The following is a 24,599-nucleotide window of genomic DNA, read 5'->3' on the forward strand; positions in this document are numbered from 1 at the left end:
GTCCTTGCCGGGCTCTCGGGCACCCGGTTCAGGCAGTGGGGCGAGTGTCGATCGCGGCCGGAGCGGCAGAGCCCGCGACCTGGTGGAGGTTGAGCAGCGAGACCACGGCCTCCTCGCGCAGGATCACGCCCAGGAGCGGGGTGTCGTCCGTGGCAGCGAGGTCGGGGACGGGCTGCACGTCGGCCCGTGTGACCTCGGGAATGTCGCAGACCGCATCGACCAGGAGCCCGATCAGCCGGTCGTCGATGCTGACGATGATGATGATGTGGTCCTTCGTGGGCTCGGTGAGCCCGAGGCCCAGGCGGGCTCTGAGGTCGTAGACCGCGAGGATGGTGCCGCGCAGGTTGAGCACGCCACGCACATAGGCCGGCACGTGCGGCAGCGGCGTGGTCTCCATCCAGCGCTTGATCTCGCGCACGGCCCGCATCGGCACGCCGAACTGCCGGTCGGCGACGAGGAAGGTCACGATCTTGAACGTGCCGCCGCCGGGAAGGGCCGCGGTCGGAGTCTCGCTGTTCGCAGGCTTGTGGACGGCCACCGCCGTCTCTCCCCAGTTGCTCGTGTGCGTGAGAGCAGGTCTCGCCGCGAGCTGCGGCAGGGCATCGGCATCCAGGATCAGGGCCACGCGACCGTCGCCCAGGATCGAAGCGCCGGCGACACCGCGCACCTGTCCATAAGCCTGCTCGATACTGCGGACGACGACCTGCTGCTGGCCGATGATCTCGTCGACGAGAAGGGCGATCCGCTGCCCGGTCTCGGTCTCGATCACGACGATGACGACATCGTCCTCGCCGCCCGCAGCCGGGGCCGTGTCGGCCGGAAGGCCCATGGCGGCGGCGAGCCGGACCAGCGGGATCAGGTGATCGCGCATCCTGAGCGCCTCACGCCCGCCCGGCAGCACGTTGACGGCAGCACCGCCGGCGCAGATCGTCTCGACGATGCTCTGCAGCGGCACGACATAGCGCTGGGTGCCCAGCTTCAGGACCATGCCGTCGAGGACGGCGAGCGTCAGCGGCAGCGAGAGCGTGAAGCGGCAGCCCTGGCCGGGCTCGCTGTGCAGCCCGATCCGCCCGCCCATGGCCTGAATGTTGCGTTTGACGACGTCCATGCCGACACCACGGCCGGAAACGTCGCTGATGCTGTCCGCGGTCGAGAGGCCGGGATGGAAGATGAGCGCGTCGATCTCCTCCGGCGCCAGCCTCGTTCCCTCGGGAACGAGGCCGCGGCTCGAGGCCTTGGCGAGGAGCTTCTCGCGGTTGATGCCGCGGCCGTCGTCGGCCACGGTGATGACGATGCGCCCGCCGCGCTGCTCGGCGCCGATCGTGATGGTGCCTTCGGGCGGCTTGCCGGCGGCCAGGCGCTCCTCGGCCGGCTCGAGGCCGTGATCCATCGCGTTGCGCAAGAGATGCGTCAGCGGCTCCGAGAGCTCCTCGATGATGGTCTTGTCGACCTCGGTGCTCTCGCCGAAGAGGACGAGTTTCGCCTGCTTGCCGAGTGCCTGGCTCAGCTCGCGCACGAGCCGCGGCAGGCGCTGGAACACCGTCTTCACGGGCTGCGCGCGCACGGCCATGACGGCCTCGTGCAGCTCGCGCGAGCGCCGCGAGAGCGCCACGACGGCATCGATCAGCCCGCTGTGCCGGCTCGCGTCGAGGGCGAGACTCTGCTCGGCCAGGACCGCCTGGACGACGACGATCTCGCCCACGAGATTGATCAGCCGGTCGATGCGGCCGATATCGACTCGGATGCTGCCACCCGCACGGGTCTCGCTGCCCGCCGCAGCGGCTTCTGCGGATCTGGCGGCAGCCGGAGGTGTAGCGCGTGGCGTCGGGGCAGCGACGGCGGCTGCGGCGGGGACAGGAGTGGACGGGAGTGGAGCCGCCGATACCGTCTCGGTCGCCTCGGCCGCGGGATCGACGATCGTGTACTCGTCGGGATCGAGGAACGGCTCGAGGCTGGTATGGAGCGCACCCAGCGCGGCATCGGTCTCGAGCTCGAGCTCCCAGGCGAGCCAGCAGTCGCTGGGGTCGAGCTCGGCGAGCGGCGGCACCGCGGCGTCCTCGACCCGCTTCACCTTGACCCGGCCGAGCTCGCGCAGCATCCGGATGAGCATCGCGGGCTCGACCGCGCGGCGGAACAGGTCCTGGCGGGGATGCAGGCGCAGCTCGAGCCGCCGCAGCCCGGCGGGCGGAGCCTGGTTCGGCACGGATGGCGCGACCGGTGCCGCGGCTTCCCCGAACAGCTGGTCGAGATCGACCTCGTCGCGAGAGCCGGCGAGCTGTCCGAGCTCGATCTCCAGGGCATCGCCGTTGTCGAGCGCGCGCCCCTGCTTCGCGGCCTCGACGTGATCGGCGAGCCGGTCGGCGGCCCGGCGGAGCACGCCCACGACCTTGGGCGAGAGCGCAAGGCGGCCCGAGCGCACCGCATCGAGCGCCGTCTCGTAGGCATGGGCGAAGGCGATCAGCGAGCCGAGCGCGAAGGCCCCTGCTCCGCCCTTGATGCTGTGGATCGCCCGGAACGCGCCGTTGATGCTCTCCGGATCGCTACTGCCCGCCTCGAACGCCTGCAGATGCCGGTCGAGCTCGACGAGCAGCTCGTCGCACTCCTCGAAGAAGATGAGGCGAATCGTGTCGAGTTCGTCCGTCATCGCCGGGCGGCCTCACTGCACCTCGTAGCAGGCGATGGTGGCGATCAGCCGCTCGCTGTTGAACGGCTTGACCATCCAGCCCGTCGCCCCGGCGCTGCGACCCTGCGCCTTGCGCTCCGCTGCGGATTCGGTGGTCAGGATGAAGATCGGGACGGATCCACCATCGGGTCGCGCCCGGATGGCGCGGGTGAGTTCGATTCCGTCCATGACCGGCATGTTGAGGTCGGTGATGACGAGCGCCGGCCGCGTCGCCGCGAACCGCTCGAGCCCTTTGGCGCCGTCCTCGGCTTCGATCACCTCGTGGCCGGCCTCGAGCAGGGCGTCGCGCAGGAGCTCGCGCAAGGTCCGCGTGTCGTCGACGATCAGGATCTTCATGGCAGGGCTTCCAGGGGCATCGCCATCAGCGCGGCGAACAGGCCGAGCGCGCTGCAGCCGTCGACGAAGGCCCGGCTCGGGTTGCGCAGGACGAAGGCATCGCCGGACCGGGCCGCGGCAATCAGAAGCTGCATCGCGGCGGCGCCGGGCTCGCCGGCCTCGGAGAGGTCGATGACGAGAGGCTGGCCGCTCTGCAGCGCCGCCCGCAGGCGATCGGCCAGCGGGCCGAGCAGCTCGAGCCCCTCGAGATCGGCCCAGACGAAGACGTCGTCACCGGCTCCGGTCACGTCCGAGGTTCCATGTCAGGGGTGAAGCCACGAATCCATCAAGGATTCCCATTGCGAAGATTACACAACCGGAATCCTTCAAGGATTGGCGATCGTCAAGGATTCGACTGAGCGCGTGCGCTTCCGTCGCGTCGGCGGCGGCCGAGCACGAAGCCGATGATGCTGGCGACCGCCTTGTAGTGTTCGGGCCGGATGATGTCGCCGATCTCGAGCGAGGCGTGGAGCATCCGGGCGACCGGCGGGTCCTCCACCACCGGCACCTTCGCGTCCTCGGCGATCCTGCGGATCTTCAGCGCCATCGCATCCTTGCCCTTGGCGAGCACGCGCGGCACCGGCTCCTTCTGCGCATCGTAGCCGAGCGCGACCGCGAAGTGGGTCGGGTTCGTAACGACGACGGCGGCTCTCGGCACGTCCGCGAGCATCCGCCGCCGGGAGCGCTCGCGCTGGAGCTGGCGCAGCCGGGCCTTGATCTCGGGGTTGCCTTCCGTGGACTTGAGCTCGTCCTTGAGCTCCTGGCGCGTCATCATCAGGCTGCGGCGCCACGAGAGATGCTGCCAGAGCACGTCGATAGCACCGATCACGACGGAAAGGCCCAGGACGGCCGCGAGGACCCGCACGACGAGCCGTACCAGAAGGGCCAGCGCCTCGGCCGGCGGTGCGGTGCCCGTCTGCAAGATGGCGCCGACCTCGCGGCGCAGCACGAGGACGACGACCGCAGCGGCCGCAGCCACCTTCAGCGTGCTCTTCGCGAACTCGACCAGGTTGCGGGCCGAGGCCAGACGCTTCAGGCCGGCGAGCGGGTCGAGGCGGGCGAGATCGGGCGCCAGCTTCTCGCCCGTGAGCACCACGCTGCGCTGGGCGAAGGCCGAGAGCCAGGGGGCAAGGACGGTCAGGACGAGGAACGGAGCCAAAAGGCCGAGCGCCGCGAAGCCGGGGTCGAGGAGCAGGCGCATCGCCGCAGCGCTACCGTCGAGGTCGATCTCGCCCGCACGATCCAGAAGCTCCGCAAGCCGCACGAGAAAGCGCGGACCGGCGTCAGGCAGGATCCAGCCGGCCCAGACCAAGGCCGCGAGCAGGATCAGGACCTGGGCCGGCTCGCGCGAGAACGGCACGTTGCCCCGACGCCGCGCCTCCTCGAGCCGGTGCGGGGTGGCTTCCTCGGTGCGCTCGTCGCGCGGGGCGCCCTCCTCGGCCATGCCGATCTCAGCCTCCGCCGAGCCGGGTCAAGGTGGTCTCGAGCGCTGCGCCGAGCGCCTGCAGCATGGCGGGCGCTGCCCATGCCAGCAGGCCCAGCACGAGGAGGATCGCCACGGGCGTGGCGAGAAAATAGACCTGAAGCGAGGGCATGAACCGGTTGGCGAGCCCGAGGCCCAGATTGAGCAGCAACATGGCGACGAGGAAGGGAAAGGACACCCACAACCCCAGCGCGAAGCCGTCGGCCACGATGCGCATCACGGTCTGCACGAGCTGGTCCACGGGCGGCAGGGTGGGAATCCTGCCGGGCGGCGGCAGCACCGCGTAGCTCTCCACCACGCCGTGCAGGATCATGTGATCGAGGCCGGTGTTGACCAGGAACGCGATCGCCGCGAGGCCCAGGAAGCTCGCGAGCGTCGTGGTCGCATCCGGGCTGACGATGCCGGGTGTGAGCGCGTTGGCGAGCCCCGACTGGCTGGCGACGAGCGAGCCCGCGACCGCCATCGAAGCAGTGGTGGCCCGGATACAGAAGCCCAAGAAGCCACCGATCAGGACCTCGAGCCCGATCTGGGCTGCAGCTTCGGCAGCGCTACCCGGCAGAGGCGGCAGGTGGTCCAGGAGCGCCGGCAGGACGACGAACGAGAGTGCCAGGCCCAGGATCAGACGGACGCGTGCCGGGACCCAGAGCTCGCCCAGGCCCGGCAGGAGCATCGTCGCCGTGCCGAGCCGGGCGTAGACGAGGAGGAAATCGCGGGCGAGTTCGCTCGGCAGCACGGTGTCGGCCGTGCGGGACAGGGCATCCGCCGCGGCGGGCCCGAGGACGAGAGCGAGGTCCTGCACCAAGCGCTCGCCCCTATACCCGGCCCACGATCTTGAGGCGGGCCTTGGGGTGGATCTCCTCGGTGCTGAGGATCGCCATGCGCGCCACCGTCGGGTCGGCCGAGGAGCGGGTGACGATCTGGCGCACGAAGCGGCGGGCCACCGGGGTCACGATCAGGACCGGCGTGGCGCCGCCGCGGCTCGCGCGCACGGCCTGCTCGAGGGCGGTGATGAAGGTCGCGATGTCGCTGGGCTTGTGGACGGAACGGATCTGATCGCCCTCGATGCGCAGGCCCTCGCCCAGCATCTGCTCGTTCCGATCGCTGGGCACGAGAGCCGGGATCATGCCGTCGGGCCCTTTCAGGGCCGTGCAGATCTGCCAGGCCAGGCGGCGGCGCACCTGCTCGGTGAGCTGGTCGGGGTCGCGCGTGCGCTCGACACCCTCGGCGATCGCTTCGACGATCAGGCCCATGTCGCGGATCGAGACGTTCTCGATCAGGAGGTTCTGTAGCACGCGCTGCACGGTCACGGGCGGCACCCGACTCGGGCAGATCTCGCCCCAGAGCGTGCGGTGATCCTTGTCGAGCGTCTCCAGGAGCTTCTGCAGCTCGGCATAGCCCAGGAGCTGGCCCACGTGCTCGCGCACGACCTCCATGAAGTGGGTCATGAGCACCTGGACCGGGGTGACGACCGTGAGCCCGCGCGCGATCGCCTCCTCCTTCTGCTTCCGGTCGATCCAGCGGGCGGGGAGGTTGAAGGCGGGATCACGGCAGTCCTCGCCGGGAAGCGGGCAGGTCTTGGGATCGACGTCGACGACGAGGACCCGATCGGGATGGAGCTTGCCCTTGGCCGCGAGATTGTTGCGCACGTAGATGGCATAGGAGCTGCGCTCGAGGAGCGCGCTGTCGCGGATCCTGACCTCCGGAATGACGAAGCCCGTCTCCTTCATGAAGCCGTTCCTGAGCTTCAGGATGCGCGAGACGAGATCGTTCGACATGAGCTGCACGCCGCCCGGCGCCAGGGGGTCGGCATCGTCGGCGGGCTTCGAGGCGAAGGCGGCCGCGAGCCCGGTCTCGAGATCGATGCGCAGGGGATCGATCTGCAGCGCCTGCGCCAGCGTCTCCTGGCCGTCCGTCGCGGTGGCGGCGGGTTTCTCCGCCTCCCGCTTCGTCTCCGCCGCGAGCTTCGGCAGGAACCAGGCGAGCGAGCCCAAGATCGCCGCGAACAGCGCGAAAGGAGCGAACGGCAGGCCCGGCAGGAGCGAGACCGCGCCCATGAGGCCGGCGGCCACGCCCAGGGCCTGCGGGCTGCGGCCGAGCTGGCTCGCGAACAGCCGCTCGGTGCGGCCGCTGCCGGCATTGCCCTTGGCGACCAGCATGCCGGCCGCGAACGAGACGAGGAGGGCCGGGATCTGGGTGATCAGCCCGTCGCCAACGGTGAGGAGGCCGTAAGTGAGCGCCGCCTCGCCGAAGCCCTTGTCGTGGAGCGCCACGCCGATCGTGGTGCCGCCCACGAAGTTGATGATGGTGATGAGGAGGCCGGCGATCGCGTCGCCCTTCACGAACTTGGAAGCACCGTCCATGGCGCCCATGAAGCTGCTCTCCTCCTGCAGCTCCTGGCGGCGGCGGCGCGCCTCGGCATCGTCGATGGCGCCGGCCGCGAGATCGGCGTCGATCGCCATCTGCTTGCCGGGCATGGCATCGAGCGTGAACCGCGCCGACACCTCGGCGATGCGCGTGCTGCCCTTGGTGATGACGAGGAAGTTCACGATCAGGAGGATGACGAAGACGATGGCGCCGATCAGCGGCTGACCGCCCATCACGAACTTGCCGAAGGCGGCGATGACCCCGCCCGCGGCATGGGTGCCCTCGTGGCCGTGCGTGAGGATCAGCCGCGCCGAGACCACGTTGAGCGCCAGGCGCAGCATGGTCGCGAGCAGGAGCACGGTCGGGAACACCGAGAACTCGAGCGGCCGCTCGATCCACAGAGGGACCATGAGGATCAGGACGGAGAAGGTGAACGACAGCGCCAGGCCGAAATCGAGAGCGGCCGGCGGCATCGGCACCACCAGGATCACCATCATCAGCACGATGCCGAGCGCGAAGGCGATGTCCCGGTGCGCAGCCAGGAAGGCGAACGCCTTCACGAGCATCACCGACAGCGGCGCTCCCGCTGCGGACGGCAGGGCGAGCGAGTTCTTGACCATGGATTCAGAAGCTCTCGGGTTTCCGCAACCCGAATCGACCACCGACCGGAGCGGTTCGCAAGGAAAAATCTACAGAGCGCTCTAAGGAATCCATTGTGTCGCAGCTGGAGATCCTCGGTGGATCGGCTGCGAATCGGGCAGTATTCGTGTTATATATCCATAGGCCATATGGTTTCGCTCCAGCCGCCCCGGAAAACGTGCAAGCATGGCAAGACCCGACAGAGTCCGGCACCGGCGCTCCCGAGCGTGGCAGCATGCGCGCCCGAGCCGGCTCGCCGCCGCAGTGCTCCTCGCCTTCTGCCTCGCAGCCCCCGTGGTCGAGGCCGCCCCGGCGCGGATCAAGGACATCGCCGAGTTCCAGGGCGTGCGCGAGAACATGCTGATCGGCTACGGGCTCGTGACCGGCCTGAACGGTACCGGCGACAATTTGCGCTCCTCGCCGTTCACGCAGCAGAGCCTCGTCGGCATGCTGGAGCGGCTGGGCGTGAACGTCCGCGACCAGGCGATCCGCACCAAGAACACGGCGGCCGTAATGGTGACGGCGAGCCTGCCGCCGTTCCGGCGTCAGGGTAGCCGGATCGACGTCAACGTCTCGACCATCGGCGACGCGAAGAGCCTCCTGGGCGGCCAGCTCCTGCCGACACCTCTGCGCGGCGCCAACGGCCAGGTCTATGCGCTGGCGCAGGGCCCCATCGCCAGCAGCGGCTTCGGTGTGGAGGGCGAGGCCGCGAAGATCACGGTCGGCGTGCCGACCTCGGGCCGCATTCCGGGCGGCGCCATCGTCGAGCTCGAGGTGCCGTTCGAGCTCAAGGAGCTGCAGTCGATGCGCATCGCACTCCGCAATCCCGACTTCACGACGGCTGCCGAGGTGGCACGGGTGATCAACCAGGCGCTGGGCGACAGGGTCGCCACCATGGTCGACAGCGGGACGGTCGAGGTCGCGGTCAAGGCCAAGGGGCCGGACGCGGTCGCGAACCTGATCGCCCGGATCGAGAACCTCACGGTCGAGCCCGACACGCCGGCGCAGGTGGTGATCGACGACAAGACCGGCACCATCGTGATCGGGCAGGACGTGCGGATCAGCACGGTGGCGGTGGCGCACGGCAACCTCACCGTGGTCGTGCAGGAGAATCCGCAAGTGTCGCAGCCGGGCCCGCTCAGCAACGGGCAGACCGTGGTGGTGCCGCGCACGCAGGTGAAGGTCGACACCGGTTCCGGCAAGCAGCTCGCGATGGTGCCCTCGGGCGCCACGCTGAAGGAGCTGGTCGACAGCCTGAACGCGCTCGCCGTCGGCCCGCGCGATCTGATCGCGATCCTGCAGGCGATCAAGAACGCCGGCGCGCTCCAGGCGGAGCTCGTCATCCAATGACCGACATCACGAAGCTGCCGAGCCCTCGGCCCGCAGCACCCCAGAAGCCGGCCGACCCGCGCATCGCCGCCAAGGCGCGCGAGCTCGAGGGCGTGCTGCTGGGCCAGTTCGTCCAGCTCATGTTCCAGGGCATTCACGACGGCGGCACGCTGGGCGGCGGCAGCGCGGAAGGCCAGTGGCAGGACCTCCTGGCGCAGGAATACGGCAAGGCCATCGCCAACAACGGCGGGATCGGGCTCGCCGTCCAGATCGAGCGCGAGCTTCAGGCCGCGACGGCGAACGGCCAGCCTCGTCTCCCGGCGACATCCCAAGGAAGTGGAACGAAGCATGACGACTGAGCCGAACGACACCAGCGCTGCAGCGCTCCATCCGCTCCTCGCCCGGCTCGATGCGCTCGAGGCCGACATGGCACGGCTCGTCGAGGTGCTCGACCGGGAGACGGCAGCAGCCCTTGCGGGCCGCAGCGCCGAGCTCGAGGCCTGCTACGAGAAGAAGCTGGCACTGGGCATGGCGCTCGAAGCGCAGAACGAGGCACTCCGGGCGGCGGTCGCGGACATGCCGGGCGACGTGCTCGCGGCGATCCTGACGCCGGAGCGGCAGCAGCAGGCAGCGGCCGCGAACGCGACCTTGCGCGCGGCGCTCGCACGCAACGAGGCGGGCTTGCGGGCCGCGACCGAGGCGGTGCGGCGGATCTTCGAGAGCGCTGCCAGGCTGCTCGCAGCCGAGGACCTGGGCTACGGACCGGCGCGCCTGCCCGGCGAGGGCCATCTGTTCCAGCCGCGATCGGTCTGAGGCCGGACCGGCTCAGCGCTGCTGCTGCAGCAGGAGGCCCTTGCGCCGCTCGGGTCTCGCGGGCGGCTCGACGATCCGGGGCGGCGGCGAGAAGCGCTTGATGTAGGAAGGGGCCGCGGGCCGCTTGGGCGCAGGCGGCCCGCCGGCATCCGCCGTCGCCGGCGCGGCGGCCGTGTCGAAAGGCGGGCGGACAGCCATGTCGAGCACGGGCCGTGCTTCGTCTTTGGGACCGATCGCGGCCCCGAACGGCGTTGCCCAGTAGGCGACGAGCTCGAGGCCGAACGGATCGTTCGGATTGGCTGGACGGGCCGCCGGCAGCGGTGCGGCAGCGCTGCCGCTGCCGAGCGAGGCCAGCACGATCGGATCCGCGAGATCCTGCCAGTAGCGGCCGACCTGGGCGCGATAGGGTCCGGCATGCTCCTCGAGCGCGCTGTGGTAGAGGCCCACGGCCCGCATCCAGCCGGCCATCCCCGGCTCGGCGGCAGCACCACGCAGCTCGCGCAGGAAGCGCGCGGCGTAAGCCACGTTCCGGGCCGGGTCGAACGCTTCCTCGAGATTGGCGAAGGCGCCGGGATGCCAGCGCAGGTTGATCTGCATGCAGCCCACGTCCATGGACTGCCGCCCGAGCGCCTGCTGCCGGCGCACGAACTCGATGGCCTCGGCCTTGCTCGCGAAGAAGTGGCCCTCGCCGGCGATGTTGACGGTCCAGGGCCAGATCGTGGCACCACCCTCGACCCGCCGGCCGGCCTCGGTGAAGCCGATCGCCATGAGCATGCCGGGCGGCAGGCCGGCATCGGCCGCCAGAATCGCGCGTGTGCAGGCCGACGGGACGACGGCGGGCGCCGCTGCGGCCGCGGCCGGCAGGAGCGCCAGAACCGCCGCGGCGAGGGCAGCGGCACGCGACGTCATCGGCTTTCAGCGCGACTGCAGCTGCAGGAGAAGATCGATGCCGATGGAGCCGCCGTCGGCGGTGCCGCCCGAGAACAAGGCGAGCGCTGCGGAAGCCGCGGAGGGACCGGCCGACGTGGCGCCGGCGGACTGGGTGAAGAAGCGGCGGGTCAGCTTGTCGAGGTAGACGGCATCGCCGAGCTTGTCCATCGCGACCTTGCGCTTCACCGTGTCGGCGAGACGGTCGATGTCCTGCGAGGTGGCCACCGGCAGGCCCACCGCCGGAAACACGAACTGGCGCAGAGCCATGTCGCCCGTGATCTGATAGGGAGAGGTCACCTTGGGCAGGACACGCTGCGCGTAGAGCGCATGGCGCATGGTGATGTCGACCTCGCCGATCGCCCGCTCGAACTGGACACGCACATAGCGCTTGACGACGTCGTCGACGAAGCTCTTGTCGCTCGTGGCCGGCAGGCTCGAGCGGCCGATGAAGGACAGGCCCTCGGCCATGTCCTTGAAACGCTTGTCCTGCGCCGCGGGCGAGGTGCGGCTGGTGGCGGGCTCGTTCAGCGTCCGCAGCACGAGATCGACGTTCTTCTTGTAAGCCTCGAGTCCGTAGGCGCGGAGCACGAAATTGTAGGCGCGCGGCTTCGCCACGAGGCCGGCGCTGCTCGTGACGTCGGCGATCTCCGTGCGGAACTCCTCGACCGCCGCCTTCACGTCGCTGCGCTGGGCATAAGCGTCGAGATCGGCCTTGAGCCGGTCCGAGACCGGCTCGCTCACCTGCCGTCCGGTCTCGAGGCTGAAGCTCGCCTCGATCCAGCGATTCACCACCTCGTCGATCCGCGCGGCGATGCCGTCCGAGCGCAGCTTGCGGCCGGCGCGGGCATCGGCGAAGAAGCCCGCGAACCTATCCCAGCGCGTGTCGCCCAAGGACTTGCGCACGCTCTCGTCGTCGAGCACGCGCTGGATGAAATCGGCCCCGTAGTCGGTCCTGTCGGTGAAGCCCGCGGCCTTGCGGGCGAAGGCCACGAGGCGCGCGTCCTTCGCCACCTCCTGCGTGCTCGCGACCGAAGTGATCGCGGTCTTGAAGTAGGCGATCTCGGCGGCGACGGCGGGCTCCTTCGCGAGCGCTGCGAGCTCCTCGTCCTGCTGGTCGGTCGTGATCGTCGGCAGCCTGGTGTCGTGCCGGGCCTCGTACTCGGCGCGGAGATAGGCCCGGACGACCTTGTCGATCTTCTTCTGGTCGTCGCTGGTACCGCCCGCGAAGGCGAAGTCGCGCGTGATGGCGCGGTACCTATCGTCGCTCATCCGGTTCGCGGGCGAGCGGGAATCCGAAAGATCCGACGCCAGCACGCGCTTCATGAGCCCTTGCGCGTTCTCCTGACCCTCGAGATCGTAGGCCGTGATCGCGAACTCGTAGAGGCGCTGGTCCTTCACGAGATCGTCGGCCGTGCGCACGGAGCCGATCCTGTCGCGGAAATACGCGATCTCGCGCGCGATCACGGGCTCCTTCGCGAACTTCTCGAGCCGCTGGTCGAGGTTGCGCGTCAAGACCCTCCAGGCACCGAGACCCGTGAGGCCGGTCGCGATCATCGGCGAGGAGGCCTGGGGCCGGACGAGCATGGAATGCCTCCCCTCAGCGGACCGTGAACCGGCTCAGGCCGCGTTGGCGGCCAGCCGCTGGTAGGCGTGGCGCTCCTCCTCGCGGGCGGCGCGCAGCCTCGCGGCGGCGAACAGCATGTCCTCGTACTTGAGGACGGCGCGGAGCAGGGCGAGCCCGCGATAGTAGCGGCCCTCGGCCACCTCGACACGAACCTTGGCCAGCCGGTTCAGGATCTCGGGGTTGATGAACGCCTGCTCGAGCTGGCCGACGAGCTCCTCGAACCGGGTCTTGTAGAGGTCCCGACCTTCGGGATCGACGATCATCATCTGCACCTGGAAGTAGACGCGCCGGGTCGGCGTCGTCGCGTCCTCCTGCTGCAGGAGATCACTGCCGCGCAGGCAGTTGATGTGGTTGTGGATGACGAGCTCGCCGTGACGCTGGCCGATCTCGAGCACGGCACCGTTGACGAGGAGCTTCTCGCCGCGGCGCAGCTTCAGATGAAGGGGCATCCCTTGACCTCCCAAAGGCCGCTCAGGCGAGGCCGGCGGCGATGTTACGGTTGATCTCGACGATCGTGGCGACCGTCCGACGGTCGCCGGCGAGGATCTCGCTGCACGAACGATCGATGAAGCCGGCGATCCCGAGCAGGTTCGCCTTGAGCTGGTCCGGGAGCGCGTTGCCCTCGTGCACGAGATCGACGGCGAACGTGGTCCAGAGCTGCCGCACCCGGAACACGGCATCGGCGAGCGCTACCGGGTCGCCCGCTGCGTCGGCGGCCTCGAGGCGTCGAGCCACGTCGCGGAGCAACCGTGCCTCGGTCTCACGCGGCGTCTCGCACTGCTCGATCACGGCAGCATAGGGATTGGTCATCGGCAACGGTCCCTTTCCAGGGCCTCATTGAAATTCGTGAGACCGTTATCTGCAGGTCTTTGCTCAAGTTCAATGGAAAACGAATTGCCGCAGCGTCGCACGCCCCAAACTCCTTGACGGAGCCCTCTTCATATCCGATTCCTATACGAGAGAAAAGGACATGGCGCATCGGACTCGACGGCAGAAGCCCGACACCGAATCCTCCATAGGCGACCGTCAGCGACGAAAATCCCCGCTCCATGGAAAGCAGCATCAGCTTGGCGCTGGCCGCCCAGGTAGCGCTACGACGGCGCATGGACGTCGTGGCGAACAATATCGCCAATGCGAACACGACCGGCTTCAAGCTCGAGGCGCAGATCGTGCAGCGTCTCGACCAGCCGGTGGGCGACACCGATGTCGCCTACCCACTCGACCGCGGCAGCTACACCGATCTCCGCCCCGGCCCGATCACGGTCACCGGCAATCCGCTCGATGTCGCCGTGGTCGGCGACGCGCTGCTCGCGGTGCAGACCCCGCAAGGCTCGCGGCTCACGCGCGACGGCAGGATGACGCGCGCGGCCGACGGCACGCTCGCCGATCTGTCCGGCCATGCCGTCACCGCTGCCGGCGGAGGCACGATCCAGATTCCGGAGCAGGCACGGGAGATCACGATCGCGAGCGATGGGACGGTGACGGCCGACGGCGAGGAGGTCGGTCAGATCGGTCTGTTCGCCATTCCTTCGGACCTGCAGCGCGAGGCCGACGGCCTGTTCTCCGGCAGCGGCGCCCCGGTGCCGGCCACGGATGCGACCCTGCAGCAGGGAGCCCTCGAGCAGGCGAACGTCCAGCCCATCACGGAGCTCGTCGACATGATGGAAGTGCAGCGCGGCTACGAGCGGGTGCAGCGCCTCCTCGACGGCGAGGACGAGCGCATCAGGAAGCTCGTCGAGCGCGCCGTCCGCGTCTGACCCGAGGCCCCCCTTCACATCTTCGAGGAAACCCATGCGCGCCCTCAACACCGCCGCGACCGGCATGCTGGCCCAGCAGACCAACGTCGAGGTGATCGCCGACAACATCGCCAACATGAACACGACCGCGTACAAACGTGCGCGGGCCGAGTTCCAGGACCTGCTCTACCAGTCCGAGCAGCGGGTCGGCGGCGCCACCCGCAACACCGAGACCCTGAGCCCGGCGGGCGTGCAGATCGGGCTCGGCGTGCGCACGGCCGGGATCTCGCGCATCTACACCCAGGGCTCGCTCGTCAAGACCGACAACCAGCTCGACCTCGCCATCCAGGGTCGCGGCTTCTTCGTCGTGAACATCCCGGGCCAGGACCAGCCCGCCTATACCCGCGACGGCAACTTCTCGCGGTCGGCCACGGGCGAGATCGTGACCGCGCAGGGCTACACCGTCTCGCCCGGCATCGTGATCCCGGACAACGCGACCGATGTCACCATCTCGCAGAACGGCGAGGTCTATGCCTTCATCGGCAACGAGAGCCAGCCGCAGCTCCTGGGCCAGCTCGACATGGCCCTCTTCGTCAACGAGAACGGCCTGCGCCAGGCCGGCGGCAATCTCGCCTACCCCACCGAGGCCTCGGGCGAGCCGGTGATGGGCACCCCGGGCAACACGGAGGCCGGCTTCGGCACGGTGCTGCAGGGCTACAGCGAGAGCTCGAACGTCAACGTGATCGAGGAGATCACGAGCCTGATCACCGCCCAGCGCGGCTACGAGATGAACTCGAAGGTGATCCAGGCGGCGGACGAGATGCTGGGCACCATGAGCAACATGCGGTGAGCCCCGTGCACCGTCTCCGACTTCCGGCATGGCCGCTGCTGGCGCTGGCCGCGATTCTCGGGTCGACGATGGCCCGAGCCGAGCCGCTCTCGTCGGTCGAGAGGCGCCTCGAAGCGCTCGTCGGCATCGGCGCCGGACAGGGGCGCTATATCGTGGACTGGACCGAGGCGGTCCCGGCCGACAGCGAGGTCGCCGATCTGCGCTGGAACCCGCGCGAGCGCACCGTCACGGCGAGCATCAAGGACGGCAGCGGGCGGGAGGTGACCGGCCGCGTGCGGCTTCTCGCCGAGGTGCCCACTCCCATCCGGCCGATCCCGCAGGGCGCTCTCGTGACGGCGGCCGATCTCGGCATCATGGATCTCGACCTGCTCACGGCGCACCGCGAGACCGTGACCGACGAGGCGCAGGTCGAGGGCCACGCAGCGCGCCGCCGGCTCGATCCCGGCCGGCCGATCCTCGCCCGCGACCTCAAGCTCGTGCCCGCGGTCGAGCGCGGCCAGCTCGTCACCATCGTGGCCGGAACCGAGCGCGTGACGGTGCGCGCGAAGGCCAAGGCGCTCGATGCCGGCGAGATCGGGCAGTCGGTGCGGGTGCAGAACGTGGACAGCCGCATGGTCACGAGCGGCATCGTCGTGGAGCGAGGCCTGGTCGACGTGAGCGGAGGCCGGTCATGAGGCGATCCTGCGCAGCCCCGCTCCTGGGGCTCGTGCTCCTCGCGGCGGCCGGCTGCGACCGGCTCGACCATCTGGGCAAGCCCCCCACCCTCACACCCGTGGGAGCATCGGAGGAGACCAGCCGCCTCGCCGCGGCCGATGTCGTGCGCCGTCTACCCACCCCTTCTCCACCGCCGGCCCTGCCCACGCAGCCGGGCTCGCTCTGGCAGATGGGCTCGCAGAACTTCTTCAACGACAACCGCGCGTCGCGGGTCGGCGATATCCTCACCGTGCTCATCAACATGAACGAGCAGGCGCAGTTCAAGAATCAGACCAGCCGGGACCGGAACAGCAGCGAGTCGATGGGTGCGTCGAGCTTCTTCGGCCTGGAGAAGCGCCTCGCCAAGGTCCTGCCCAACGGCGGCAGCAACGGCACGCCCGTCGACCCGAGCAGCCTCGTCGACCTCAGCTCCGGCACCTCGAGCAAGGGCACCGGCAGCGCGCAGCGCTCCGAGCAGGTCCAGGTGAAGATGGCCGCCATCATCGCCGCGATCCTGCCCAACGGCAACTTCGTCATCAACGGCAGCCAGCAGGTCCGCGTGAACTACGAGCTGCGCGAGCTCCAGATCGCGGGCGTCGTCCGGCCGCAGGACATCACGGCCGAGAACACGGTGACCTACGACAAGATCGCCGAGGCACGCATCGCCTATGGCGGGCGCGGCCAGCTCACCGACGTTCAGCAGCCGCGCTACGGGCAGCAGGTGCTGGACATGGTGCTGCCATTCTGAACGGTGAACCGACGCCGATCCCTATCTCCCCAAGCCAGAAGGTGGATCATCATGCGCGCCCATGGCATGCTCGTCGCGGCTATCCTCGCCATGATCCTGGGCCCCGCCGCCCCCGCCTCCGCCAGGACCTCCGAGGAGGCACCCGCCGAAGGTGAGGCAGCGCAACAAATGCCGGGCTTCCTGCCCGTGAGCGACATCGTGATCCCGGTCGTGAGCCGGGGCCGGTTCGCAGGCTACGTCATGGTGAAGGCGTCGCTCGAGTTCCCCACGCCCGACATCGCGAAGAGCGCGCAGCCTTGGCTTCCCAAGATCATGGACGCCTGGATCAGGACCATGTACGGTCTCGCCCAGCGCGGCCATTTCGAGAACGGCACGGTCGATCCCGAGCTGCTGAAGAAGCAGCTTCTGCAGGCCGCGATCGACACGCTCAAGGAAGGGGCGCCTACGGACGTGCTGATCACGCAGGCTCTGTTCACGCGCGCGAGCTGAAATCCTCAGCCATCCTGCCGGCGCGGTGCCTCATGGCCCAGAATCCGAGCGAGTTCGGCGAATGCCGCTTGCGGCGCCTCGCGGCCGTCGCGCGGCTGGCCGATGAAGGCGTCGAGCTGCGGACCGAGCGCGATCGCCCGATCGGTCGCGGGATCGCCGCCGCGCTTGTAGGCGCCGATCCGCACGAGGTCGCCCATCTCCTCGTAGCGGGCGAGCACGCGCCGGGCCTCGGTCAGCAGCCGGTTCTCCTCCGCATCGTGGCAGTGCGGCAGCGTGCGCGAGATCGACTTCAGCACATTGACCGCAGGATAGCGGCCGCGCTCGGCGATGGCGCGCTCGAGCACGACATGGCCGTCGAGGATGCCGCGCACCGCGTCGGCGACGGGCTCGTCGTGGTCGCCGCCGTCGACGAGCACGGTGAAGATTGCCGTAATGTCGCCCTGGTCGCGCGCGGTCTCGCCGGGGCCGGCGCGCTCGAGCAGCCGCGCCATCTCGGAGAAGCAGCTCGGCACGTAGCCCTTGGTCGTCGGCGGCTCGCCGGCGGCGAGCCCGATTTCGCGCTGCGCCATGGCGAACCGTGTCACGCTGTCCATGAGCAGCAGCACGTGCCGGCCGCGGTCGCGGAACCATTCGGCAACCGCGAGCGTCGTGTAGGCGGCCTCGCGCCGCATCAGCGGCGGCTCGTTCGAGGTGGCGACGACGATAACGCTCCGCGCCATGCCCTCGGGGCCGAGCTCGTGCTGGACGAACTCCTGCACCTCGCGCCCGCGCTCGCCGACGAGGCCGATGACGATGACGTCGGCATCGGCCCAGCGCGCCAGCATGGCCATGAGGGTCGACTTGCCGACGCCGGAGCCCGCGAAGATGCCGAGCCGCTGCCCGCGGCAGAGGGGCGCGAACACGTCGAGCGCCTTGATGCCGGTCGCGAGCTTGCGGCCGACGCGGCGGCGGGCATAGGCATTGGGGCCGTCGCCGCGGGTAGGCTGGCGTATGGGGCCCTGGGGCAGGGGCCCGTGCCCGTCGATGGGACGGCCCAGCGCGTCGACGACGCGCCCGAGCCAGCCCTCGGAGGGGCGGACGACGGTGCGGCCGGCCGTCTCGACCCTAGCGCCCGGTCCGATGCCCTCCGTGCTGCCGAACGGCATCACGAGCGCGCTGGCCCGACGAAAGCCCACGATCTCGCCGAGCACGGGCCGGTGCGCCGTGCCGATGCGGACCGCATCGCCGACCACCGCCTGCCGCGGCAGCCCCGCGACTTCGATCAGCAGGCCCAAAGCACCCGCGACCTCGCCCCAGCGTTCCATGGGCTCGATGTCCTCGAGCGCGGCGCGGGCCTGCGCAAACGAGCTCGGGCTCTCCTTACGGGTCATGCCATCATCCCGCCGCCGATGCGGCCAAGCTGCGCGTTCATTCGAAGCATCTGCTCGAGCCGAGCAGAGGAGACCGTGCGATGAGGACCGGATTGCAGCTCACTTGGAATCAGCTCCTGGACGAGGCCCTCGAGACCTTCAAGGCGATGGCCCGCACCCGCCTGCGCGCCGGGGAACTGCTCACGCTCGACGCCTGGTACGACATCGCCGCCAAGGCGGCCGAGCAGACGGCGCCACGGCGGGACGTGGCGATCGCGGCGGTGCTGCAGTCCCAGCCGTCCCTCATGTCCCGGCCTCTGATCGAGGAGCGGGGTTCCCTGGGCGAGACCGCCTTCGTGCTGATCCGCGAGGCGCTGCGCGACGAGATCGCCGGCCGGATGAACAGCCTGCAGGCCCAGGTGACCCGCGGGCAGGCGACGGCGCCGGCCGAGGATCGCGTGCGCGCGCTGAAGGAGGATCCACAGGCGCAGGCTTCCTGGGAGCTGTTCGCCGTGCGGCTCGACGAGGCGTTCCTGTGGCGGCTCGCGCGCGATGCGGGCACCGAGCTGCTGCCCGATCCGGAAGCCGACCCGGAGGCGGCCGCCACCTACATCGAGGCCTTCCTCAAGGAGGTGATGCCGGAGGATCTGCAGGTGATCGTGACGCTTCTCGCTTCGTCTCCCACGCTCGCCGTGCGCCCCCCCGCAGAGGCGCAGACCTTCGAGGGCTGCGCCTCGTTCACGCTCGAGGAGGCGATCGGCGAGCGTCTGGCCGATCTGTTCCGACAGTTCTGGGAGCAGCAGAATCCGCCGGCGTGATCCGGCACCGCGACGATGCCCGTCGCTGGCAGATGCGCCGGCCGCGATCCTTCCATCCGAGCATAACATAGGACTTATCCGAATCGAATTCCGCAGCATGCTGCGAGCAATACGGCTTCGTATGGTAGCGGGTCGAAGGGAATCCTTGAACCGAACTTGACACCCCGGACCTTTGGTCGCAGAATCGTGCGACGCAGACCTTTTGCGTACCGCCCCGGCACAAGACGTGGAAACAGCTGCGCAGCGACGGCCGGTGCAGACAAGACAATAGGATTGGAGAAGGCATGTCGATCCCCCAGATCGACCCGAATGTGCCGCTTGGCATGACACGCGACATCGTGATCGCCGAAGTCTCGAACAATCACGTGCCGCCCGAGGCTTTGCCCGGCCTCATCCAGCAGGTCTACGACACGCTGTGCCGGATCGCCGCCGATGCGGTCGCGCGAGCTGCGACCAATGGACCCGCCATCCGCGAGACATCCGCGCTTCCCGGCCAGGAGCGGCTCGAGGGCAAGGCGTCCCGGCACCCGGCCGCGGACGAGACGGCCGCGGCATCCGGCACGGATGGCGGTCGCCTGCGGACCGCCCGCGAGGAGGGCCGCGAGCCGGCGGTTCCCCGGGATCGGAGCGTGTTCCCGGACTACATCGTCTGCCTGTTCGACGGCGTGAAGCGCAAGATGCTGAAGCGCCACATCAGGAGCCGCTACGGCATGTCGCCCGAGGCCTACCGGCAATATTGGGAGCTGCCCGACGACTACCCGATGGTGGCGCCGAACTATTCCGACGAGAAGCGCGAATATGCGCTCGCCACGAACTTCGGCGTCGGCCGCGACAAGCGGCGGAAGAGAGGCGGCGACACGCGGGCGGCGTGAGGCCCGGCTCGCCGCCATCGGGCCACGAGGGTCAGCCGAGATCGAGCGCGCGGCGGCTGTCCTCGCACGTCCAGCTCGGCACCGCGGCGGCGGCCTGGCTCCAGTTCATCGTCACGAGCTTGATCACCACCCATTGGCCGAGCTCGCGCAACAGCTCCGCAACGGCTTGCTGCACCTCGTTCCGGCTGCCCTCGATCATGAGATTGAGGACGACCTCCTGCCGCTTGGGCGGCGGAGGAAAGCCGGTCCTGAGCCATGAGCGGTGATCCCGCAGGTTCGCGTGCGCCTCGATCTCGTCGAGATCGAGGCGGATGTCACCGTCCTCACCGACGCCGCAGATCACGAGCTCCTGATCCTTCTCGCCTTCCAGCAGCGAGGCGATCTCCTCGAGGGCATCCTCGACCGCCTGCTTGGACCAGAGCGTGTCCGTGGCCGGCACGGTCGCCCTGACGACGACCGAGCAGGCCTGCGGACAGGCCGCGTCGACCGATGCCATGCGTGCCGCACCAACGATTTGACGCGCGATGTGACGGCTTGGAGCCATTGTCGGCCTTATAGATCGAGGAATGCTGCAACTTGGGCGTGTTTTCTCGCTTTCCGGGAATATCCCAACCTACAGGCAACAAGCAAGCGACATCAACGTCGCACAAAGGGTCCAGATTACTTCGAGTTGATATGAAATATTTTCCGAATAACATTAAAGTTTTGAAAGATTGAGATCCGAGATACTCCACATCCCTCCGGCAACATCCCCGGCCACCGGAGACGGACAGTGAGCGTGCGTCAGAACAGGACGTCGTCGAGATCGTCGACCGCGATGGCCGCCTCCTCGGTCGCGGGCTCGGGTGAGCCCGACAGCGCCTCGCCGCTGGCCCGAGCGTGGACCTCGCGCTCGCGCTGCATCGTGTAGCGGCTGCGCAGGATCGCATCGAGCTCCGGCCAGGGGGCCGTGTCGAGGCAGGGGCCGAGCTCGGCGGCGATGGCATCGAGCTCGGCGGCGGCGGCACGCATGAGGGCCTGACCACGCTCCCGCAGCTCCACAAAGCCGGTATCGAGCGCCAGCGTGGACGCGATCTCACGCAGCAGGCGTCGTACCTGCGCATTGGCGGCGCCGATCTCCTGCTCCTTGATCCGCAGCCGCTCGACCGTGGCGGCGAGACGGGAGCTCAGCTCGCCGGCGAGCCGGCCCGCAGGCTCGAGGATGTCGCCCGCCAGCGTGCCGGCGGTCGCCTCCATTTCCACGCCACGCTCGAGAAGCACCAGAGAAGCCTGGCGGATCTCGACCGAGTGCGACGACATCTGGCGTGCGATCGTCTGCAGCGCGTCGCCGCTCGGCCCCAGATTGGTGCTCTTGATCGTGGCGTTGAGCCCGGCGATCCGGATGTCGTCCTGCAGCCGCTTCAGCCGTTCGACCATGCCGGCGATGGCGCGCACGTGCTCCACGCTCTCGGCGAGGCCCGCGAGCATGCGCTCGCGATTGCCGCTCTGCTCGCGCAGGAGGCGTGCGACGGCGCTGGCCTCGAGATCGAGCGCCGCGAGCAGTGGCTCCTGCCGAGACGCATCGCGGCGACCGCTGGCCAGCGCATCGAACCGTTGCTCGGTGTGCCGCGCGGTCGCGGCCAGGTCCGTCACGGTCTGGGCGATCTTGCTCATCTCGGCCGCGGTCTCGACGGCGACATACTCGAGCTGCGCCGCCTCGAGGCGGCCGATCGTCTGCACCGCGCGCATGACGCGCTCGGGCGGCAGGCTCTCGCCCTCGTCCTCGAGGCGGCCATCGGCGAGGAGACGGCACAGCCGGTCGACACCGGCCGCGACGTGCTCGAGCCGCTGGCGGGCGATGTCGTGGAACTGCAGCCCCATCACCATGTCGGCGATCTGCCGCTGGAAGGTCCCGAACTGCTGTCGGGAGTCCTCGGCCCAGCCTTGGGCTTCCTCCTGATGGAGGCGGATCCGGCTCGCCATGTCGCGCAGGCGGCCGGCGATCACGGCCAGAGTCTCGTGCTGGCTCGCGGCCAAGCGATGCTCCTCGGCCCAAGCGCTGCCGACGAGAGCGCCCAGATGCCGGAGCCGGTCGCGGAGATCGGCCGCGGTCGTGCGACCGACCTCGATGAACCGCCCCATCTCTTCGATGAACTCCTCGAAATCCTGGCTCTCGCCATCGATCGTCGCAGCGTTGATCTGCCCCAACGTGACGAGCTGGCCGAGAAGATAGAGGGTCCCTTCGAGGTCCGAGCAGGGATTGCTCGCCTGCTGGATGTGCTCGGCCAGGCGCGCGGCGCACGTACGGCGCTGCGCGTCGAGCTTGCCGAGGGCGCTCGCGAGCTGCGCCAGCTCCTCGAACGCCTGGTGGATGGTCCGGGTGGAGTCGTCCAGGATGGCGTGCACCACATCGGTCATGATGTTGCGCGCCTCCTGCAGCCGCCGGTGCAGCTCCTGGAGCGATTGGCCGAGACTGACGAAGGCGTGCCCGCTCTCCTCCTGCCAGCTCTGCAGATGCTGCAGGTGCGAGCGGAGGCGGACGAGGTGGGCCGTCTGGGAGCGCAGCACGGGAGCATGGCCCTGCCGCAGCACTGCCCGGTGAGGATGGTATTGCATGGGATCTCGTCCTGGTGAGCGCCGGTGTCGGTCGCGATGAGCCAGAAGCCGGGCCATCATTCCCGATTGAAGCGCACGATCTCCTGCGCCAGGCGCTGGAGCGGCAGCTCCTGCTGCACGGCACCCAGCTTCATGGCCTCCTTGGGCATGCCGTAGACCACGCAGCTCGCCTCGTCTTGGCCGAGCGTCGAGGCCCCGGCCGCGCGCATCTCCAGAAGGCCGTGCGCACCGTCGTCACCCATCCCGGTCATGATGATTCCCAGCGCATTCTTGCCGGCGGCACGAGCCGCGGAGCGGAACAGCACGTCGACCGAAGGACGATGCCGCGAGACCAAGGGCCCGTCGCGGACCTCGACCGTATACTGCGCGCCGTTCCGGTGCAGGAGAAGATGCCGGTTACCGGGGGCGATCAGCGCCAGGCCCGGCACGAGGCGGTCGCCATTCTCGGCCTCTTTGACGTCGATCCGGCAGAGCTGATCCAGCCGGCGCGCGAACGCGGCGGTGAAGCCCGCCGGCATGTGCTGGACGATGGCGATGCCGGGCGCGTCCGACGGCAGCGCCTCGAGCACCTGGCGCAAGGCCTCCGTGCCGCCGGTGGAAGCGCCGATCACCACGATCCGCTCGGTGGTCCGCTCCAGTGGCCGGCCGACCGGCGGCGGCAGCACCGCGTCGGCGGTGAGCTTCTTCTGCGCCCCGAGCTGGACCGGCGGGCGCGGCTTGAGGCGGGCGCGGGCGGCGGCGCGGATCGCGTCGCAGATGATCGTGCGCGCCTCTTCGAAGAATGCCCGGCCGGCGAGCTGGCTCGGCTTCGCGATGATCTCGACCGCTCCGGCCTCGAGCGCCCGGGTCGCGGTCTCGGAGCCCGCCTGCGCCAGGGAGGAACAGATCACGACCGGAATCGGCCTCTGGCTCATGATCTTGTGGACGAAGGTGATCCCGTCCATCCGCGGCATCTCGATGTCGCAGACGATGACATCGGGGATCTCGCCGCGGATCTTCTCGGCGGCGAAGTAGGGGTTGGAAGCCACGCCCATCACCTCGAGGTCGGGCTCGGCCTCGACGATGGCGGCGAGCGCCTGCCGCACGGTGGCCGAGTCGTCGACGATCAGGACACGCAGGGGCTTCACGGGCGATCCCTCACAGGCGATCGTGGATGCTGGCGCGCAGAGGACGCCCGTCCGCACCGGGCCGGGCCAGCCCTTCGCCCGCGGGATGGTCGAAAGGCGCGGGCTCGCGGAAGACAATGGTCATGGCTCAACGCGCGGCCGCGACGAGCTCGAGCTCGTCGCGGCGGAAGAGGCGTTCGAGATCGAGAAGTGTCACGAATGCTCCCTGGCGCCGGCCGAGCCCCTTCATGAAGCTCGCGTCCCACGGCTCGCCGAACGAAGGCGGCGGCTCGATCGCAGCCTCGGCGAGCTGGGTGACCTCGTGCACCGCGTCAACGATGGCCGCGATCACGAGCTGCCGGCCCGACGGCCCGACCTCCAGCACCAGGATGCGCGTGTGCTCGCTGTGCCCGCTCGCCGGCAAGGCCAGCTTGCGGGCGAGATCGATCACCGGAATGCCCTGCCCGCGCACGTCGATCATGCCGAGGAGCAAGGGCGGCGCATTGGCGATGCGCGCGGTCTTCCGCAGGTCCAGGACCTCGCGCACGTGGCGCACCGGCACGGCGAAGGTCTCGCCGGCGAGGGCGAAGGCCAGGTACTGCTCGGGCTCGCCGTCCCCGCTCGCCGCCAGCGTCGGATCGTCGCCAACACCCGGCAGCACGTCGCCTCCAAGCTCGAGAAGCTCGTCGCTCATCTGCTGATTCACCCGAAGTGGCATGGATCGAGATCGGTCACGGGACCGGCAGGACCGGGGCCAGGCTCGACATCCTCGTGCCGCCACCGGCACGGGATGTCCCACCGTTGCGCCACGAGGGCATCGGGAGCCTGCTCCTCTCCACAGCGATGGTCATCCTGCCGAACGCCTCTGCGGCGATCGGCGCGCCGGCCGGTCGTGTCCGCATCGTCAGGCACTGATCCGCTCGAAGCGGTAGTCCTCGCTCTCCGCGCCGCCGGCGAGATCGAGCACGACCCCGTGCGGCTCGCCCGCCCGCGCCGCCGGCGGCTCGCCCGCGCTCCGCTCGGGGTGCCGCTGCGGCAGCGGTTCCCTGGCCGGCTCGGGCGCCACCGCCGCGCCCGCAGCCGCCTCGCCGAGCCGGAAGTAG

25 protein-coding genes and 1 pseudogene are annotated in these 24,599 nt (G+C 69.4%); 10 read left to right on the forward strand and 16 right to left on the reverse strand.

All coding sequences use genetic code 11. From position 1 onward, the window contains the following. Positions 1 to 28: 28 nt before the first annotated feature. From U1T56_RS17825 to U1T56_RS17850, 6 genes are all read right to left on the reverse strand, one after another. On the reverse strand, positions 29 to 2,644 hold the full coding sequence (locus U1T56_RS17825) for a chemotaxis protein CheW (protein WP_418160843.1): 2,616 nt from the start codon (positions 2,642 to 2,644) through the stop codon (positions 29 to 31). Positions 2,645 to 2,656: 12 nt separating this feature from the next. Further along, positions 2,657 to 3,019 carry a response regulator gene (locus U1T56_RS17830; RefSeq protein WP_418160844.1) on the reverse strand — a complete coding sequence of 121 codons (363 nt, stop codon included), beginning with the start codon at positions 3,017 to 3,019 and terminating at the stop codon, positions 2,657 to 2,659. Beyond that, the gene (locus U1T56_RS17835) at positions 3,016 to 3,306 is read right to left on the reverse strand and encodes an STAS domain-containing protein (RefSeq protein ID WP_418160845.1); all 291 of its coding nucleotides are present in this window, start codon (positions 3,304 to 3,306) and stop codon (positions 3,016 to 3,018) included. The genes U1T56_RS17830 and U1T56_RS17835 overlap by 4 nt, the downstream gene beginning before the upstream one ends. Before the next feature lie 95 nt (positions 3,307 to 3,401). Next, entirely contained in the window at positions 3,402 to 4,502 is a 1,101-nt protein-coding gene (locus U1T56_RS17840; protein WP_418160846.1) for an EscU/YscU/HrcU family type III secretion system export apparatus switch protein, read from the reverse strand. A 7-nt stretch (positions 4,503 to 4,509) separates the two neighbouring features. After that, positions 4,510 to 5,340: a flagellar biosynthetic protein FliR gene (locus U1T56_RS17845; protein ID WP_418160847.1), complete on the reverse strand. Its 831-nt coding sequence runs from the start codon at positions 5,338 to 5,340 to the stop codon at positions 4,510 to 4,512. A 13-nt stretch (positions 5,341 to 5,353) separates the two neighbouring features. After that, on the reverse strand, positions 5,354 to 7,525 hold the full coding sequence (locus tag U1T56_RS17850; RefSeq protein WP_418160848.1) for a flagellar biosynthesis protein FlhA: 2,172 nt from the start codon (positions 7,523 to 7,525) through the stop codon (positions 5,354 to 5,356). Between the two features lie 205 nt (positions 7,526 to 7,730). Here U1T56_RS17850 and U1T56_RS17855 point away from each other — a divergent pair, with 205 nt between their 5' ends. Genes U1T56_RS17855 through U1T56_RS17865 form a run of 3 tightly spaced genes read left to right on the forward strand, consistent with a single transcriptional unit; the run spans position 7,731 to position 9,686 of the window. Then, positions 7,731 to 8,894 carry a flagellar basal body P-ring protein FlgI gene (locus tag U1T56_RS17855; RefSeq protein WP_418160849.1) on the forward strand — a complete coding sequence of 388 codons (1,164 nt, stop codon included), beginning with the start codon at positions 7,731 to 7,733 and terminating at the stop codon, positions 8,892 to 8,894. Continuing rightward, on the forward strand, positions 8,891 to 9,232 hold the full coding sequence (locus tag U1T56_RS17860) for a rod-binding protein (RefSeq protein WP_418160850.1): 342 nt from the start codon (positions 8,891 to 8,893) through the stop codon (positions 9,230 to 9,232). Before U1T56_RS17855 ends, U1T56_RS17860 begins: the two co-directional genes overlap by 4 nt. Then, the gene (locus U1T56_RS17865; RefSeq protein WP_418160851.1) at positions 9,222 to 9,686 is read left to right on the forward strand and encodes a hypothetical protein; all 465 of its coding nucleotides are present in this window, start codon (positions 9,222 to 9,224) and stop codon (positions 9,684 to 9,686) included. The genes U1T56_RS17860 and U1T56_RS17865 overlap by 11 nt, the downstream gene beginning before the upstream one ends. A gap of 12 nt (positions 9,687 to 9,698) precedes the next feature. Here the strand turns inward: U1T56_RS17865 and U1T56_RS17870 are convergent, their stop codons facing one another. The 4 genes from U1T56_RS17870 to U1T56_RS17885 are packed head-to-tail and all read right to left on the reverse strand — an operon-like array spanning position 9,699 to position 13,050. Next, on the reverse strand, positions 9,699 to 10,595 hold the full coding sequence (locus U1T56_RS17870; protein WP_418160852.1) for a lysozyme family protein: 897 nt from the start codon (positions 10,593 to 10,595) through the stop codon (positions 9,699 to 9,701). A 6-nt stretch (positions 10,596 to 10,601) separates the two neighbouring features. Next, complete coding sequence (locus U1T56_RS17875; protein ID WP_418160853.1) at positions 10,602 to 12,200, reverse strand: DUF1217 domain-containing protein; 1,599 nt, start codon at positions 12,198 to 12,200, stop codon at positions 10,602 to 10,604. A 33-nt stretch (positions 12,201 to 12,233) separates the two neighbouring features. Next, a complete protein-coding gene (locus U1T56_RS17880) occupies positions 12,234 to 12,689 on the reverse strand; it encodes a flagellar biosynthesis repressor FlbT (protein WP_418160854.1) in 456 nt (151 codons plus the stop codon). Between the two features lie 22 nt (positions 12,690 to 12,711). Further along, positions 12,712 to 13,050 (reverse strand): flagellar biosynthesis regulator FlaF, encoded by a 339-nt coding sequence (locus U1T56_RS17885; protein WP_418160855.1) that lies wholly within the window; start codon positions 13,048 to 13,050, stop codon positions 12,712 to 12,714. 239 nt (positions 13,051 to 13,289) lie between these two features. Between U1T56_RS17885 and flgF the strand changes: the two genes are divergently transcribed. From flgF to U1T56_RS17910, 5 genes are all read left to right on the forward strand, one after another. Next, complete coding sequence (gene flgF / locus U1T56_RS17890) at positions 13,290 to 13,997, forward strand: flagellar basal-body rod protein FlgF (RefSeq protein WP_418160856.1); 708 nt, start codon at positions 13,290 to 13,292, stop codon at positions 13,995 to 13,997. A 34-nt stretch (positions 13,998 to 14,031) separates the two neighbouring features. Then, the gene (gene flgG, locus U1T56_RS17895) at positions 14,032 to 14,826 is read left to right on the forward strand and encodes a flagellar basal-body rod protein FlgG (RefSeq protein WP_418160857.1); all 795 of its coding nucleotides are present in this window, start codon (positions 14,032 to 14,034) and stop codon (positions 14,824 to 14,826) included. Positions 14,827 to 14,894: 68 nt separating this feature from the next. Next, positions 14,895 to 15,500 (forward strand): flagellar basal body P-ring formation chaperone FlgA, encoded by a 606-nt coding sequence (gene flgA / locus U1T56_RS17900; protein ID WP_418160858.1) that lies wholly within the window; start codon positions 14,895 to 14,897, stop codon positions 15,498 to 15,500. Next, the gene (gene flgH / locus U1T56_RS17905; protein ID WP_418160859.1) at positions 15,497 to 16,267 is read left to right on the forward strand and encodes a flagellar basal body L-ring protein FlgH; all 771 of its coding nucleotides are present in this window, start codon (positions 15,497 to 15,499) and stop codon (positions 16,265 to 16,267) included. The genes flgA and flgH overlap by 4 nt, the downstream gene beginning before the upstream one ends. Positions 16,268 to 16,318: 51 nt before the next feature. Next, positions 16,319 to 16,756, forward strand: coding sequence for a hypothetical protein (locus U1T56_RS17910; protein WP_418160860.1), 438 nt, complete (start codon positions 16,319 to 16,321; stop codon positions 16,754 to 16,756). Positions 16,757 to 16,761: 5 nt separating this feature from the next. Here the strand turns inward: U1T56_RS17910 and fliI are convergent, their stop codons facing one another. Further along, complete coding sequence (gene fliI, locus U1T56_RS17915; RefSeq protein ID WP_418160861.1) at positions 16,762 to 18,126, reverse strand: flagellar protein export ATPase FliI; 1,365 nt, start codon at positions 18,124 to 18,126, stop codon at positions 16,762 to 16,764. Positions 18,127 to 18,206: 80 nt separating this feature from the next. Here fliI and U1T56_RS17920 point away from each other — a divergent pair, with 80 nt between their 5' ends. Both U1T56_RS17920 and U1T56_RS17925 read left to right on the forward strand, forming a co-directional pair. Further along, positions 18,207 to 18,923 (forward strand): hypothetical protein, encoded by a 717-nt coding sequence (locus tag U1T56_RS17920; RefSeq protein ID WP_418160862.1) that lies wholly within the window; start codon positions 18,207 to 18,209, stop codon positions 18,921 to 18,923. A 284-nt stretch (positions 18,924 to 19,207) separates the two neighbouring features. Then, positions 19,208 to 19,795 (forward strand): Ros/MucR family transcriptional regulator, encoded by a 588-nt coding sequence (locus U1T56_RS17925; protein WP_418160863.1) that lies wholly within the window; start codon positions 19,208 to 19,210, stop codon positions 19,793 to 19,795. Between the two features lie 31 nt (positions 19,796 to 19,826). Here U1T56_RS17925 and U1T56_RS17930 read toward each other — a convergent pair whose 3' ends face one another. From U1T56_RS17930 to U1T56_RS17950, 5 genes and pseudogenes are all read right to left on the reverse strand, one after another. Further along, positions 19,827 to 20,291, reverse strand: a complete 465-nt coding sequence (locus tag U1T56_RS17930; protein WP_418160864.1) for a hypothetical protein — start codon at positions 20,289 to 20,291, stop codon at positions 19,827 to 19,829. Positions 20,292 to 20,578: 287 nt separating this feature from the next. Then, the gene (locus U1T56_RS17935; protein ID WP_418160865.1) at positions 20,579 to 22,390 is read right to left on the reverse strand and encodes a coiled-coil domain-containing protein; all 1,812 of its coding nucleotides are present in this window, start codon (positions 22,388 to 22,390) and stop codon (positions 20,579 to 20,581) included. Positions 22,391 to 22,446: 56 nt separating this feature from the next. Beyond that, positions 22,447 to 23,517, reverse strand: a complete 1,071-nt coding sequence (locus U1T56_RS17940) for a protein-glutamate methylesterase/protein-glutamine glutaminase (protein WP_418160866.1) — start codon at positions 23,515 to 23,517, stop codon at positions 22,447 to 22,449. A gap of 127 nt (positions 23,518 to 23,644) precedes the next feature. Beyond that, on the reverse strand, positions 23,645 to 24,190 hold the full coding sequence (locus U1T56_RS17945; protein WP_418160867.1) for a chemotaxis protein CheW: 546 nt from the start codon (positions 24,188 to 24,190) through the stop codon (positions 23,645 to 23,647). 210 nt (positions 24,191 to 24,400) lie between these two features. Further along, positions 24,401 to 24,599, reverse strand: a pseudogene (locus U1T56_RS17950) (hypothetical protein); the annotation flags it as partial.

The organism is Benzoatithermus flavus (assembly GCF_037908215.1).
Classification (GTDB): domain Bacteria; phylum Pseudomonadota; class Alphaproteobacteria; order Geminicoccales; family Geminicoccaceae; genus Benzoatithermus; species Benzoatithermus flavus.

What these genes read in the sequence shown, in the direction of transcription:
- U1T56_RS17825 (WP_418160843.1), bottom strand. Translation starts at nt 2,644, where the DNA reads ATGACGGACGAACTCGACACGATTCGCCTCATCTTCTTCGAGGAGTGC.
- U1T56_RS17830 (WP_418160844.1), bottom strand. Translation starts at nt 3,019, where the DNA reads ATGAAGATCCTGATCGTCGACGACACGCGGACCTTGCGCGAGCTCCTG.
- U1T56_RS17840 (WP_418160846.1), bottom strand. Translation starts at nt 4,502, where the DNA reads ATGGCCGAGGAGGGCGCCCCGCGCGACGAGCGCACCGAGGAAGCCACC.
- U1T56_RS17850 (WP_418160848.1), bottom strand. Translation starts at nt 7,525, where the DNA reads ATGGTCAAGAACTCGCTCGCCCTGCCGTCCGCAGCGGGAGCGCCGCTG.
- U1T56_RS17855 (WP_418160849.1), top strand. Translation starts at nt 7,731, where the DNA reads ATGGCAAGACCCGACAGAGTCCGGCACCGGCGCTCCCGAGCGTGGCAG.
- U1T56_RS17860 (WP_418160850.1), top strand. Translation starts at nt 8,891, where the DNA reads ATGACCGACATCACGAAGCTGCCGAGCCCTCGGCCCGCAGCACCCCAG.
- U1T56_RS17865 (WP_418160851.1), top strand. Translation starts at nt 9,222, where the DNA reads ATGACGACTGAGCCGAACGACACCAGCGCTGCAGCGCTCCATCCGCTC.
- U1T56_RS17870 (WP_418160852.1), bottom strand. Translation starts at nt 10,595, where the DNA reads ATGACGTCGCGTGCCGCTGCCCTCGCCGCGGCGGTTCTGGCGCTCCTG.
- U1T56_RS17875 (WP_418160853.1), bottom strand. Translation starts at nt 12,200, where the DNA reads ATGCTCGTCCGGCCCCAGGCCTCCTCGCCGATGATCGCGACCGGCCTC.
- U1T56_RS17880 (WP_418160854.1), bottom strand. Translation starts at nt 12,689, where the DNA reads ATGCCCCTTCATCTGAAGCTGCGCCGCGGCGAGAAGCTCCTCGTCAAC.
- U1T56_RS17885 (WP_418160855.1), bottom strand. Translation starts at nt 13,050, where the DNA reads ATGACCAATCCCTATGCTGCCGTGATCGAGCAGTGCGAGACGCCGCGT.
- flgF (WP_418160856.1), top strand. Translation starts at nt 13,290, where the DNA reads ATGGAAAGCAGCATCAGCTTGGCGCTGGCCGCCCAGGTAGCGCTACGA.
- flgG (WP_418160857.1), top strand. Translation starts at nt 14,032, where the DNA reads ATGCGCGCCCTCAACACCGCCGCGACCGGCATGCTGGCCCAGCAGACC.
- flgA (WP_418160858.1), top strand. Translation starts at nt 14,895, where the DNA reads ATGGCCCGAGCCGAGCCGCTCTCGTCGGTCGAGAGGCGCCTCGAAGCG.
- flgH (WP_418160859.1), top strand. Translation starts at nt 15,497, where the DNA reads ATGAGGCGATCCTGCGCAGCCCCGCTCCTGGGGCTCGTGCTCCTCGCG.
- U1T56_RS17910 (WP_418160860.1), top strand. Translation starts at nt 16,319, where the DNA reads ATGCGCGCCCATGGCATGCTCGTCGCGGCTATCCTCGCCATGATCCTG.
- fliI (WP_418160861.1), bottom strand. Translation starts at nt 18,126, where the DNA reads ATGACCCGTAAGGAGAGCCCGAGCTCGTTTGCGCAGGCCCGCGCCGCG.
- U1T56_RS17920 (WP_418160862.1), top strand. Translation starts at nt 18,207, where the DNA reads ATGAGGACCGGATTGCAGCTCACTTGGAATCAGCTCCTGGACGAGGCC.
- U1T56_RS17925 (WP_418160863.1), top strand. Translation starts at nt 19,208, where the DNA reads ATGTCGATCCCCCAGATCGACCCGAATGTGCCGCTTGGCATGACACGC.
- U1T56_RS17930 (WP_418160864.1), bottom strand. Translation starts at nt 20,291, where the DNA reads ATGGCATCGGTCGACGCGGCCTGTCCGCAGGCCTGCTCGGTCGTCGTC.
- U1T56_RS17935 (WP_418160865.1), bottom strand. Translation starts at nt 22,390, where the DNA reads ATGCAATACCATCCTCACCGGGCAGTGCTGCGGCAGGGCCATGCTCCC.
- U1T56_RS17945 (WP_418160867.1), bottom strand. Translation starts at nt 24,190, where the DNA reads ATGAGCGACGAGCTTCTCGAGCTTGGAGGCGACGTGCTGCCGGGTGTT.